Genomic DNA, 12421 nt, shown 5'->3' with positions numbered 1-12421 from the left:
TGAACCCCACGGCGGGCCGGACATCACGACCCGAGCGAACTCGTTGCCCTTCCGGCACACGCGGTGACGGCGGCGATCGCGGCGCGGACGACATCCGGCCGGGCCTTGAAGCCGAAGACGGTGAGCGCCAGCACCGGGTTTCCCTCGTTGTCGAAGACCGGCGCGGAGATCACGCGCGCCTGCGCCAGGACCTCGTCGGACAGCTCCGGGGGCTCGTAGTCGAGGGAGGCCACCAGGGCGTCGAGCTCCTCGTTGCCCACGGCGCCGGGTTCGGCGGCGAGCCGCTCCAGGGCCGCGGCGAAGCGCCGGTGCCCCTCGCTGCCGAGGCCGATGGAGAATCCGCGCTCCCGGATGCGGGCCAGGGCCCGGATCTCGGCCTCCTGCGAGTCCGGAGCGAACCGGGCCACCCACGCCTCCTGCTCCCGCTCGGGCGCCCACGCCTCGAAGATCGAGGGGCCGTGCGGCCGGAAGGGCAGCCGCTGGCCGACCAGCGTGGTGGGCTGCGCCGAGGGTGTCGCGGACGGCGGGTCGAGCTGGCCGACCACGACGACGCTGTCGCTGACGGGTGCGGTCACCAGACACCGCAGGCCGTGGTCGGGCAGCTCCTGCGCGATTGAACGGATGAGCTCGAAGTGGCGCAGCGGGCGGGTGAGACGCATCTCCGGGTCGTAGGCGGTCAGGGTGAGCGGCGCGAAACTGCCGTAGCCGCTGCGGAAGAACAGCAGGGGCAGCTCGGTGCTCGCGGTGTCGAGGTGCCGCACCTCGGCAAGCGCGATCTTGTGGTCACCGGCGTCGTGCACCGCGACCGGGACGCAGTCGATCCAGGCCACCGCGCCGTCGATGATCGGGGCGCCGGACGGGGCCGGCCGCCAGGGGACGCCGTCGAACCGCTCGGCGAGCGGAGCGGTCGCGATCCGGCGGCACACGTCGGTCTGGTGGGCGGCGAGGATGTTGACGCACCAGTTGCCGGCCCGCTGCAGGTGCGGCCAGGTCTCCGAGGTGACGCTCGGATAGAACCCGACCAGCGGAGGGTTCAGCGACACCGAGGAGAAGGAGCCGACGACCATGCCGATCGGCGGGCCGTCCTCCGGCTGGGCGGTGATCACGCAGACGCCGGTGGGGTACTGCCCGAGGACGTGGCGGAACCAGGCGGGGTCGTCGGCCGAGCCGGCCGTCCGGTGGGCGGTGCTGAGCGACATCGTCGTCCTCTCCGTCGGTCTCACGCGTCCGCGGGCCGCAGTTCGCGGTCCTCGCGCAGGCCGATCGCGTCCGCCCACAGGGTCGTCAGGTGGTCGATCACGCCCTCGGGATCCAGGGGCGGGTCGGGCGGGTCGGCGACGAAGGCGTCGTAGCAGTACGCGCTCACCATGAGGCTCAGGGCGCGCGCCGTCTCCTCCGGGTCGAGGCCCGATCGGACGTGCCCGCTCTTCATCCCGCGGGCCAGGGACCGGGCGAAGGAGCGGCGGAAGTCACCGACCCACTCCCGGCGCAGCTCGGCCAGCCGGGCATCGCTGTGGCTGGCGGTCTCCCAGAGGCTGAAGAAGTCGCGGTTCTCCCACTGCGTCGTCACGATCGCGCTGATCGCCCGGCGCAGGCCGAGGCGGCCGGTGGCCGCGTCCCAGAAGTCGGCGCCGCGGTTCAGCATACGCAGGGCGCTCTCGCCGGCGAGCGTCGCCACGATGTCGTCGCGGTCGGCGAAGTACTGGTAGACGGTCCCCAGGCTCACCCCGGACTGCTGGGCGATGTCGTTGAGGGAGAGGTTCGCGTAGCCGTCGCGGGCGAAGAGCTGCTCGGCGACCTCGAGCAGCTTCTTGCGGGTGCGCATGGCGCGCGGGCCGACCGGCGTCTCCCGCCCGTCCTGGCGCCGGACCGCTCCCCGCAGGTTGGCGGCGACTCGCTCCAGGCGCCTGGTGCGCGCCGCGTCGGGCTCGTCGGACAGTTCCGGCATGCCGCCCCCTCTTCCTCGCCGGCGCTCTCTGGTGAACGCCGGAAAACCATAGCGCCATCTCTGTGGCGTACGCCACCCTGAATCTGAATAGATTCAGGAACACTTCCAAGCCCCGAGGTACCGCCCAACGAGGCAAGATCCGGGCATTTCCACTGAACTGCACGCCGCCGAACCGAGCCGAACCGGTTTCCGGCAGTCTCTTGCGCTCGGCGAGTTTCTGAGTAGATTCAGCAATCACTTGCTTGAGACCGGCGTCACACGCGCCCGGCTCCACCTTCTCCGCTCTCGATCGACACCCGCTTATGAGGGGGATCCCCATGGCTCGTCCGGCGCCCATGACTTTCGGTGTGTTCATCGCCCCGTTCCACGCGAACAACGACAGTCCGACGCTCAGCCTGCGCCACGACCTGGCGCTCATCGAGCTCGCCGACCGGCTCGGATACGACGAGGCATGGGTCGGCGAGCACCACTCCACCGGCGTCGAGCGCATCGCCGACCCGTTCATGGCTCTGTCGGCGGCGGCCGTCCGCACCTCGCGGATCCGGCTCGGCACGGGCGTGGTCAGCCTCCCGTACCACCACCCACTGCTGGTCGCCGACCGCGTCGTCCTGCTGGACCACCTGAGCTACGGCCGCGCGATGCTCGGCGTCGGCCCGGGTGCGCTCATCTCCGACGCCGACATGATGGGCATCGCGCCGGTGACCCAGCGCTCCCGGATGAACGAGGCGCTGGACGTGATCATCCGGCTCCTCGACGGCGAGACCGTCACCGCGTCCACCGAATGGTTCGAGCTGCGCGAGGCCCAGCTTGCCTGGCTGCCGCTCAGTCCGGACGGCGTCCCGATCGCCGTCGCCAGCACGACCTCGCCCTCGGGCGTGACCACCGCCGGCAAGCACGGCGTCGGCGTCCTGTCGCTGAGCGCCGGCTTCATCGGCGGGAAGAAGGACATGAAGGCCCAGTGGGAGATCGCCGAGCAGGCGGCCGCCGACGCCGGCACGACCATCAGCCGGGACGAGTGGCGGATGGTCGTGCGGGTCCACCTCGCCGAGGACCGCGAGCAGGCGATCCGCGACGTCGAGAAGGGACGGGCCGAGGAGCGGGAGAACTACTTCAAGCCGGTGCTGGGCCTGGAGAACGACTACACCCTCGCCGACGAGATCGCCGACGACAGCTCCATCATCGGCACGCCCGCGGACGCCATCGCGGCGATCGAGCGGATGCTCGATCAGACCGGCGGCTTCGGCGGATTCATGATCATGACGCACGACTGGGCCAGCCGGGAGAAGTCGCTGACCAGCCTCGAACTCTTCGCCCGCTTCGTCATGCCGCACTTCCAGGGCACGCTCACGGCCGCGCAGCGGTCCGCCCGTGTCGTCACCGAGAAGCGACCGTCCTACAAGCCACTGGCCCAGGCCGCGATCTCCAAGGCCTACTCCGACTCCGGCCGCGAACTGCCGGCCGGCGTGAACATCCAGAGCCTGCGCTGACCTGATCCCGAGCTGGACACCCCCTCCAAGCCGGAGACAGCTCGGATATTCCGAAAGGACCGACATGCCCTTCCTCACACCCCGTCATGTCCTCGTCCCGTTAGCCACCCTCGCGCTCGTGGCCGGCCTCGCCGCCTGCCGCGGCGCGGACACCCCGAGCACCACCGCCAGCAGCAGCGGCCCGATCAAGATCATGCAGATCGGAACCTTCGAGAGCCCGAACCTCTCGCTCAAGGACGCCAAGGCCGGTCTCGACGCGCACGTGCAGTCCATCAACGCCGCCGGCGGCATCGACGGCCGGAAGATCGAGGTGACGTACTGCAACGACGCGTACAACGCCAACACCGGTGCGGCCTGCGCCCGTCAGGCCGTGAGTGACGGCGTCGTCGCCGTGGTCGGCGCGGCCAGCTCGCAGGCCCCCGCGGAACTGCCCGTGCTCGAGGCCGCCGGTATCCCGTGGCTGGCCGGCGCCGGATCGGGCGGCCCCACCGAGGGCACGAGCAAGGTGTCGTACCCGATCACCGGCGGCACCCAGTCGATGCAGGTCGGCCTGGGCCGGCTGCTGGCCAACAAGGGCGGCAAGAACATCGCGGTCATCGTCGCCGACGCGGCCGCCGCCTACGCCGCCGCCGACGACATCGCCAACGGGGCGAAGGCGGGCGGCGCCCAGTCGTACCGGATCCTGGCCCCGCTCGGCGCGCCCGACTTCAGCGCCGTCGCCTCCTCGGCGCTGGCCAAGACCCCCGACGCCATCGCCGTCGCCTCCACCGCGACCGATGCGCCGCGGATCATCCGGGCCGTGCGCCAGGCCGGGTTCAAGGGCAACATCGCGACCCTGGCGAACATCTTCAAGCCCGCCGACCAGAAGGCGCTCGGTGACCTCGCCGACAAGGTGTTCATCACGTCGTCCGCGGTGCCCGTGACCAACACCTCGATCCCGCAGGTGCAGCAGTTCCTGGCCGACATGGCCAAGTACCACCCGGAGGCCGTGACCGACAACGGCTCCCTGGGCACCTGGACCTCGATCACGTTCCTCGTCGAGATCGTGAAGCGGCTGGGCGGCAACGTCTCCGCCGCCGCGATCACCGGCCTGCTGGACAAGCTCGACAAGCCCATCGTGCTGGGCACCGTGCCTGACTACGCCGGCATCCCCAACCCGCCGGTCGTCCAGACCTACCCGCGGGTGCCCACCTTCAAGGTGTACGTGTCCGAGGCCGTGGGCGGAACGCTCAAGCAGGACGGCGACGCGATCGACCCGCTGGGCGCGAAGTAGATGAACGCATCGGCGGCAGTGGCGGCTGTGGTGTCCGGGGACGCACCCGTCCTCGAGCTGCGCGGACTGAGCGCGGGGTACGACGACCTGGCTGTGGTGCGCGACGTCGACCTCAAGGTGATGCGCGGCGAGATCGTCGCGCTCCTCGGGGCCAACGGGACGGGCAAGTCGACGACGATCCTCACCGCGGCCGGCGAACTGCCGCCGATCGGGGGTGAGGTGCTGTGGCGCGGGACGGCCACGACCGCCCCGCTCCACGTGCGCGCCCGCATGGGCATGAGCTTCGTGCCCGAGGAGCGCTCGGTGCTGATGAGCATGTCCGTGCGCGACAACCTGCTGCTCGGGTCGGGGCGCATCGAACGGGCCACGGAGCTCTTCCCCGAGCTCCAGCCGCTCCTCGCGACCCGGGCCGGGCTGCTGTCCGGCGGCGAGCAGCAGATGCTGTCGCTGGCCAGGGCCCTCGCCGCGAACCCGGTCGCGCTGCTGCTCGACGAGCTGTCCCTCGGCCTCGCACCGCTCGTGGTCGACCGCCTGTTCGCCGCGCTGCGGCAGGCGGCCGACCGGGACGGGGTGGCCGTGCTGCTGGTCGAGCAGCAGGCCCGCCGGGCCATGGCGGTCGCCGACCGCTGGTATCTCCTGCGGCGCGGTGCCGTCGCGGCGACCGGGAACGCCGCCGACGGCATCGCCGCCGTGGAGTCCCTTTACCTCGGTGACGCCACCGCGACGGGAACGGAGTGATCGTGGAAATCGTCCAGTTCCTCCTGCTCGGCCTGGGCATCGGCGCGATCTACAGCCTCCTCGGCCAGGGGCTGGTGCTGATCTACCGGGGCTCCGGGATCGTGAACTTCGCGCAGGGCTCGTTCGTGATGGTCGGCGGCTACGCGTACTACGAGATCCGGGTGGCGGCCGGGTGGCCGGCGATCCCGTCCGTCGTCGCCGCGACCGCGGTCGGCGTCCTGCTCGGCGTCGCCGTGCAGTTGCTGATCCTTCGGCCGATGCGCACCTCGTCACCGATCGAACGGGTGATCGCGACCCTGGGCGTGCTGCTCACCCTCCAGGCCGCCGCCGTGCTGCGGTACGGGGTGGGCCCCATCAGCGTGCCCTCCTTCCTGCCCACCACCGCCGTCGAGCCGCTCCCCGGCGCGACGCTCGGCGTCGACCGGCTCATCATCCTGCTGATCGGGGCGGCACTGACGGCGGCGTTGTACGCCGTCTTCCGCTGGACGTCGTTCGGCCGGGTGGCCAGCGCCATGGCCGAGAACCAGCGGGCCGTCGCGAGCCTGGGCCACTCACCGGACCGGATCGCGACCGCCAACTGGGCGCTCGCGGCCGGCATCGCGGCGCTGGCCGGCGCCCTGATCGGCCCGATCACCTACCTGCAGCCCACGCAGCTCACCCTGCTGATCGTGCCGGCCCTCGCGGCCGCGCTGCTGGCCAGGTTCGTCTCGTTCCCGATCGCCTTCGCCGGCGCGCTGGCGATCGGTGTCGTGCAGTCCCTGACGACCCGCTATGTCACGGTGACGGGCTGGGGCGACAGCGTGCCCTTCATCGTGATCGTGGCCTATCTGGTGCTGCGGGGAAGCTCGCTGCCCCTGCGCAGTCACGTGCTGGAGCGCCTGCCCAGCGTCGGCGACGGCCGCATCCGGGTCGTGCCGGCGGTCCTCGTCGTCGGCGTGTTCGCCTTCCTCATCGCCTTCGTCGTCTCGCCGGTGTGGGCGCAGGCGCTGACGGTCACGATGGCGTTCGCGATCCTCACCCTGTCGGTCACCGTCGTCACCGGGTACGCCGGGCAGCTGTCGCTGGCCCAGTACGTGCTCGCCGGGTCGGGGGCCTTCGCCGCGGCGACGTTCGTCTCCCGCGCGGGCTGGAGCTTCCTGCCGGCGCTGATCGGCGCGATGGTGGCCGCGGCGCTCGTCGGCGTGCTGGTCGCGCTGCCGGCGCTGCGGACCCGGGGCATCAACCTCGCCATCGCGACGCTCGGCATGGGCATCGTGCTGTTCAGCCTGGTGCTCAGCGACTTCAAGTTCGCCGGCGGCGACACCGGCATCCCGATCGGCGAGCCGTCGATCCTCGGCTGGGACTTCGGGGCGATCAAGCTTCCCTACAACTACGGGCTCGTGGCGCTCGCGGCGCTGACTCTCAGCGCCCTGGCCGTGGCCAACCTGCGCCGCGGCCGGGTCGGCCGGCGCCTGCTCGCCGTCCGGTCCAACGAACGGGCCGCGGCCGCCCTCGGCGTCAACGTGTTCGTCGGCAAGCTCTACGCCTTCGCGCTCGCGTCGGCGCTCGCCGCGCTCGCCGGTGTCCTGCTGGCCTTCCAGGGCGCCACCGTCCTCCCGGCCCAGTTCGACGTGCTCACCTCGATCACCGTCATCGGCGTCTCGGTCGTCGGCGGCATCGGCACCATCGGCGGTGCGCTGCTCGCGTCCACGCTGCTGCCCGGCGGCGTCGGCACGCAGATCCTGCACGGCGTCGACAACCTGGAGCGCTACCTGCCGCTGGTCAGCGGGCTGTTCCTGCTCTACGTGCTGCGCAGCGGCCGCAACGGCCTGTACGAGATGAACGCCCACCTCGTGCGCCGCATCGGCCGGCTCCTGCGGGTGCCTTCCTTCCCGTCCCGCCCCCGGGCCGAGCGGGAGCAGCCCGTCACGCCGGCGCACGACCGCCGTCCGTCGCGGTCGCTGCACGTGTCCGACCTGCGGGTGCAGTTCGGCGGCGTCGTGGCCGTCGACGACGTGTCGCTGGACCTCGTCCCGGGCGAGGTCCACGGCCTGATCGGCCCGAACGGGGCCGGCAAGACGACGGTCATCGACGCGCTCACCGGGTTCGTGCGACCCACCCGCGGCACGATCAGGCTCGACGACAGTTCGATCGCGCCGTGGAGCGCGCGGCGCCGGGCCCGGGCCGGGGTCGCCCGGTCCTTCCAGTCCCTGGAGCTCTTCGCCGACCTGTCCGTCCGGGAGAACCTCGCGGTCGCGTGTGATGACGACAGTGCCCGCCGCTACGTCAGCGACCTCGTCGTGCCGGGGCGCATCCAGCTGACGCCGCCCGCCCTCGCGGCCATCCGGGAGTTCCGGCTCGAGGACGACCTCGACCGCAAGCCCGGCGAGCTCGCGTTCGGCAAGCGGCGGCTCGTCGCGATCGCCCGCGCGGTGGCGGCCGACCCGCGCGTGCTGCTCCTGGACGAGCCGGCGGCCGGGCTCAGCGACGAGGAGGCCCGGGAGCTCGGCACGCTCATCCGGACCCTCGCCCGGGACTGGGACATGAGCATCCTGCTCGTCGAGCACAACGTCGACCTGGTGCTCAGCACGTGTGACCGGGTCACCGTGCTCGAGGCCGGCGCCGTGCTCGCCCGGGGAACGCCCCAGGACGTCGCCCGGGATCCCCGGGTCATCTCCGCCTACCTCGGTCGCGAAGCGGACGAGTCCGACGACGGGGCCCGCGTGTGAACGCCGGCCCGGTCAACGCACCAGAGCGCAGCCCGCAGGAGGAGCCGATGACCACGCCAGCGACGCACGAGTCCGTTGCGGCCGAAGCGCACGCGTTCTTCGCGGCCCGGGCGCCGCGGCGCGAGCGGCGCGGCATGCTGCACGGCGTCGGGGACGACGACGTGGTCGGCGTCGGGCTCACCCAGCCGGACGACGAGGCGGCCGAGGTCGCCCGGGCCCAGCAGTGGCAGCGGGAACTGTTCGACGCGAAACTCGCCTGGCTCGACGGTCCCGTCCGGTTCGGCGGGCGCGGGCTCTCCCACGACTACGTCGAGCTGGTCGCCGGCATCGCCGCGGAATACCAGGTGCCGTCCACGTCGACCTACATGGTGAGCCACGGCATCGTGGCGCCGACCATCCTGGCGCACGGCACCGAGGAGCAGCAGCGGGCCTTCCTGCCGGGGATCTGGCGCGGCGACCTGATCTGCTGCCAGCTCTTCTCCGAGCCGGAGGCCGGCTCCGACCTCGCCAGCCTGCGCACCACCGCGGTCCGCGACGGTGACGACTGGATCGTCACCGGCCAGAAGGTCTGGTCGTCCTTCGCGCACGTAGCGCAGCTCGGGGAGCTCCTCGTGCGCACCGGACCGCCGGAGAGCCGGCACCGTGGCCTGAGCGTGTTCCTCATCGACATGAACTCGCCCGGTATCGATGTCCGCCCGCTGCGCCAGGTGACCGGTTCCGAGCACTTCAACGAGGTGTTCCTCGACGGTGTACGGGTGCCGGACTCCCGGCGGCTCGGACCGGTGAACGGCGGCTGGAACATCGCGATGACCACGGTCGGCAGCGAGCGCTCCGTGCTCGGCCGGGCCCACAACGGCATCATGATCGAGCCGGTGATCCGCCTGTTCGCCCTGGCCCGCTCCACCGGCGCCATCGAGGATCCGGCCATCCAGGACCTGCTGGCCGAGTGCTGGGCCCGCGAGCAGGTGCTGCACGAGACCGCCACGCGGCTGCGCGACGCCGGCGGGCCCGCCCCGGGCTCCGTGGTCAAGCTCATGACGACCTCCGACATGGAGTACTACTCCGACGTGGCCGCCCGCCTCCTGGGGTACCGGATGGTCGCCGACACCGGCGCCTGGGGCACCTATTCATGGTCGCAGCTGCTGCTCAGCGCGCCGTCCCACCGGATCGCCGGTGGCAGCGACGAGATCCAACGCAACATCCTCGCCGAGCGCGTGCTCGGTCTTCCGCGCGAGGAGCGCCCGGTCCCCGAGAAGAGTGCTTGAGCATGGACGACATCGAGCAGTTGCGGCAGGTGGTCCGCGCCCACCTCGAGCGGGACCCCGGAGCCGCCCTGCGCGGCGGGGCGCTCGACCCGGCCGAGGCCCGGCGCCTCGACCGCGATCGCTGGCGCCGGCAGGCGAGTGAGCTGGGCCTGCCCGGGGTCCGGATTCCCGAGGAGTACGGCGGCGCGGGCATGGGCCTGGCGGAGGAGGTCGCCGTGCACACCGAGCTCGGCCGGGCCCTCGACGACGGGCCCTTCCTGACCACCTCGCTGGTGGCCGCGGCCCTGGTGGCCCTCGCCGACGACGAGGAGAACCACGGCCGGCTCCGCCGGATCGCCGCCGGGGATCTCGTCGCGGTGCCGGTGCTGCCGATCGAGGAGAAGTTCCCGCTGGAGTATCCGCACGCGAAGGCCGGCACCGGCGGCGACTTCGAGATCCAGGGCGAGCTGCCCTGCGTGGTCGACGCCACCGCCGCCGACGCCCTGCTCGTGCTCGCCGAGCACCATGGTCACCACGCGTTCTTCTGGGTCGACGCGAGCGACCCCGGCGTCGAGGTCGTCCCGCTGGCCACGCTCGACCTGACCCGGAGGATGGGCGCGGTGCGGCTGACGGGCGCCCGGGCCGAACTGCTCGCCGAGGACGACCGGGCCCGCGCCGGGGTGGCCGCCATCCGCCAGGGCGCGATCCTCGGCATGTCGGCCGAGTGCGTCGGCGCCGCCGAGCGCGCGCTGGAGATGGCGGTCGACTACGTGAAGGTGCGCACCCAGTTCGGCCGGCCGATCGGGTCGTTCCAGGCGGTCAAGCACAAGTGCGCCGACCTGCTGGTCTCGCTGGAGCGGGCGCGCTCCGCCCTGTCGGTCGCCGTGCGCTCGGTGCGGCACAACGACGCGATCGGCCGGCGGCCGGAGTCGCTGGCCGGGCTGGCCGTCGCGCGGATGTACTGCGGGCGGATCGGCGCCGAGATCACCCGCGAGGCGATCCACCTGCACGGCGGCATCGGGTTCACGTGGGAGCACCCGGCCCACCTGTACTACCGGCGCGCCGTGTCGAACCGGCAGCTGCTCGACTCCACGGGTCAGCAGCCCCGGCTGCTCACGGCGTCCGTGCTGGCAGCCCACGGCGAGGACACCCAGCTGGCCTCGTTCTACGCCGGGAAGGTCGGCCGATGATCCTGCGGGTCGAGGGGGGCGGCGTCACGCTGGTGGACCTCGACGACCTCACGTCGCTGAGCGCGCACATCCTCGGGGACGCCACGATCGGCGACCGGGGCCGCCTCGAGGACGGCCACGTCTGGGTGAGCACGCAGACGCTGCTGGAACTGGCCGGTGCGCGGGCGGGCGATCAGCGGTGGCGCGGCGGGTTCGACGGCATGATCGATTACGCCCGCCGGCACGGGTGGGTGGACGGGGACGAGGTCCGCATGCACGTCGTCGGCGAATGAGGAGGTACCCCCGTGCAGCTTTCCGGTTTGGCGCCCGGTGACTGGGTCACCGTGCAGGCTCGCTTCACCCCGCAGGCCGCATTCCTGGTGGCCGCGGACGGGCGGACCCGCACGTACGCCGAGGGCGAGCAGCGGATCACCCGGCTCGCCCGGGCGCTGCGGCAGCTCGGGATCGGCCGCGGTGACCGGGTGGCGCTGCTCGCCGTGGACTCCCCCGAGTATGTCGAGGTGCTGCTGGCCTGCATGAAGCTGGGCGCGACCTACGTGGCGCTCAACTTCCGGCTGTCGCCGGCGGAGATCCGCACGGTGCTGGCCGCCAGCGGCGCCCAGGTCATCTTCCACAGCGCCCGGTACCAGGAGATCGTCGACGGCTGCCGGCTCCGGGACGCCATCCAGTTCGAGTCGGGGTATGAGGAGTTCCTGGCTGGCGGGCCCGACGGTGGCGAGCTCCCGGCGGTCACCACGGACGACGACATCCTGAGCATCTCCTTCACCAGCGGGACGACCGGCACCCCGAAGGGCGTGCTGCAGTCGCAGCGCATGATCAAGGCGATCACGCAGTCGGGGGTCCTCGAACTCGGCCTCCGGCCGGGCGACCTGATCTACTCCGGTGCCCCGCTCTTCCACGCCGCCGGCTTCGGGCACGTACTCTACGGCGTCGCCCGCGGCGGAGCCTCCGTGATCATGCCGCAGTGGGACGCCGATCTGGCGCTGTCGTGGCTCGGATCCGGGCGCGTGCGGCACGCGACGCTCGTCCCCAGCATGATCATCCAGCTGCTCGAACACCCGGAGCTCGCGGAGGCGGACTTCTCCGGACTGCGTTCGATCATGTACGGCGGCGCGCCGATGCCGACCTCGGTCGTGCGGCGCATGGCCGACGTCTTCGGCTGCGACCTGCACAACGGGTTCGGCGCCGGGACCGAGGCGGGCGGCCAGCTGGTCCTGCGGCCCGAGGACCACCGGCGGGCCCTCGCCGGCGACGAGTGGCTGCTCGGCACGATCGGCCGGCCGGCGTTCGGCTGCGACGTCCGGCTCCTCGATCCCGACGGCGCCGAGGTGCCGGACGGTGCGGTCGGGGTCATCGCCAGCCGGGGCGACACGGTGATGAGCGGCTACCTGGACCGGCCCGACCTCACCGCCCGCGCCGTCCGCGACGGGTGGTTCGTCGCCGGCGACCTGGCCTGGAAGGACCCGGAGGGCTTCCTGCACCTGGCCGGCCGGGCCGACGAGATGATCATCCGGGGCGGCGAGAACATCTACCCCGTCGAGATCGAGGACGTGCTCGGCGGGCACGCGGCCGTGGCCGAGATCGCGGTCGTCGGCGAGCCGGACCCGCACTGGGGGCAGGTGGTGACCGCGGTCGTGGCGCTGCGCGACGGCCACGGCACGCCATCGGCGGCCGAGGTGAAGGAGCACTGCCGCGGCCGGCTGGCCAGCTACAAGGTGCCGCAGCGCATCGTCGTCGTCGCGAACTTCCCGCGCAACCCCGCCGGCAAGATCGACAAACTCCGGCTGCGTGAGCTCCTGGCGGAAGGCCGGACCTCATGACTTCACCAGATCA

At 72.1% G+C, this 12421-nt stretch carries 10 protein-coding genes; 8 read left to right on the top strand and 2 right to left on the bottom strand.

Annotation, left to right across the window (positions count from 1 at the left end):
• Nucleotides 1-23 precede the first annotated feature (23 nt).
• Nucleotides 24-1199: a flavin reductase gene (locus ABZ321_RS47800; RefSeq protein ID WP_354903038.1), complete on the bottom strand. Its 1176-nt coding sequence runs from the start codon at nucleotides 1197-1199 to the stop codon at nucleotides 24-26.
• Between the two features lie 20 nt (nucleotides 1200-1219).
• Nucleotides 1220-1948, bottom strand: a complete 729-nt coding sequence (locus ABZ321_RS47795; protein WP_344513018.1) for a TetR/AcrR family transcriptional regulator — start codon at nucleotides 1946-1948, stop codon at nucleotides 1220-1222.
• A 335-nt stretch (nucleotides 1949-2283) separates the two neighbouring features.
• On the opposite strand from ABZ321_RS47795, the gene ABZ321_RS47790 reads away from it, so the two are divergent.
• From ABZ321_RS47790 to ABZ321_RS47755, 8 genes are all read left to right on the top strand, one after another.
• Nucleotides 2284-3435 (top strand): LLM class flavin-dependent oxidoreductase, encoded by a 1152-nt coding sequence (locus ABZ321_RS47790; RefSeq protein WP_344513020.1) that lies wholly within the window; start codon nucleotides 2284-2286, stop codon nucleotides 3433-3435.
• Between the two features lie 64 nt (nucleotides 3436-3499).
• Nucleotides 3500-4708, top strand: coding sequence for an ABC transporter substrate-binding protein (locus tag ABZ321_RS47785; RefSeq protein WP_354903036.1), 1209 nt, complete (start codon nucleotides 3500-3502; stop codon nucleotides 4706-4708).
• Between the two features lie 30 nt (nucleotides 4709-4738).
• Nucleotides 4739-5446 (top strand): ATP-binding cassette domain-containing protein, encoded by a 708-nt coding sequence (locus ABZ321_RS47780; protein ID WP_344513024.1) that lies wholly within the window; start codon nucleotides 4739-4741, stop codon nucleotides 5444-5446.
• Between the two features lie 2 nt (nucleotides 5447-5448).
• Nucleotides 5449-8154 (top strand): branched-chain amino acid ABC transporter permease/ATP-binding protein, encoded by a 2706-nt coding sequence (locus ABZ321_RS47775; protein WP_344513026.1) that lies wholly within the window; start codon nucleotides 5449-5451, stop codon nucleotides 8152-8154.
• A gap of 47 nt (nucleotides 8155-8201) precedes the next feature.
• Nucleotides 8202-9419 (top strand): acyl-CoA dehydrogenase family protein, encoded by a 1218-nt coding sequence (locus tag ABZ321_RS47770; protein ID WP_344513028.1) that lies wholly within the window; start codon nucleotides 8202-8204, stop codon nucleotides 9417-9419.
• Nucleotides 9420-9421: 2 nt separating this feature from the next.
• Nucleotides 9422-10588 carry an acyl-CoA dehydrogenase family protein gene (locus ABZ321_RS47765; protein WP_344513143.1) on the top strand — a complete coding sequence of 389 codons (1167 nt, stop codon included), beginning with the start codon at nucleotides 9422-9424 and terminating at the stop codon, nucleotides 10586-10588.
• Nucleotides 10585-10860: a hypothetical protein gene (locus ABZ321_RS47760; RefSeq protein ID WP_354903034.1), complete on the top strand. Its 276-nt coding sequence runs from the start codon at nucleotides 10585-10587 to the stop codon at nucleotides 10858-10860. Before ABZ321_RS47765 ends, ABZ321_RS47760 begins: the two co-directional genes overlap by 4 nt.
• 12 nt (nucleotides 10861-10872) lie before the next feature.
• A complete protein-coding gene (locus tag ABZ321_RS47755; protein ID WP_354903032.1) occupies nucleotides 10873-12408 on the top strand; it encodes an AMP-binding protein in 1536 nt (511 codons plus the stop codon).
• Nucleotides 12409-12421 lie beyond the last annotated feature (13 nt).

Origin of the sequence: Dactylosporangium sp. NPDC006015, from assembly GCF_040614215.1 — a bacterium.
GTDB classification, from domain to species: domain Bacteria; phylum Actinomycetota; class Actinomycetes; order Mycobacteriales; family Micromonosporaceae; genus Dactylosporangium; species Dactylosporangium maewongense.
This window is presented reverse-complemented; position numbering and strand designations above follow the sequence as displayed.

Excerpts from the sequence above, each read along its gene's own strand:
- ABZ321_RS47800 (WP_354903038.1), bottom strand. The coding sequence starts at position 1,199 with ATGTCGCTCAGCACCGCCCACCGGACGGCCGGCTCGGCCGACGACCCC.
- ABZ321_RS47795 (WP_344513018.1), bottom strand. The coding sequence starts at position 1,948 with ATGCCGGAACTGTCCGACGAGCCCGACGCGGCGCGCACCAGGCGCCTG.
- ABZ321_RS47790 (WP_344513020.1), top strand. The coding sequence starts at position 2,284 with ATGACTTTCGGTGTGTTCATCGCCCCGTTCCACGCGAACAACGACAGT.
- ABZ321_RS47785 (WP_354903036.1), top strand. The coding sequence starts at position 3,500 with ATGCCCTTCCTCACACCCCGTCATGTCCTCGTCCCGTTAGCCACCCTC.
- ABZ321_RS47770 (WP_344513028.1), top strand. The coding sequence starts at position 8,202 with ATGACCACGCCAGCGACGCACGAGTCCGTTGCGGCCGAAGCGCACGCG.
- ABZ321_RS47765 (WP_344513143.1), top strand. The coding sequence starts at position 9,422 with ATGGACGACATCGAGCAGTTGCGGCAGGTGGTCCGCGCCCACCTCGAG.
- ABZ321_RS47760 (WP_354903034.1), top strand. The coding sequence starts at position 10,585 with ATGATCCTGCGGGTCGAGGGGGGCGGCGTCACGCTGGTGGACCTCGAC.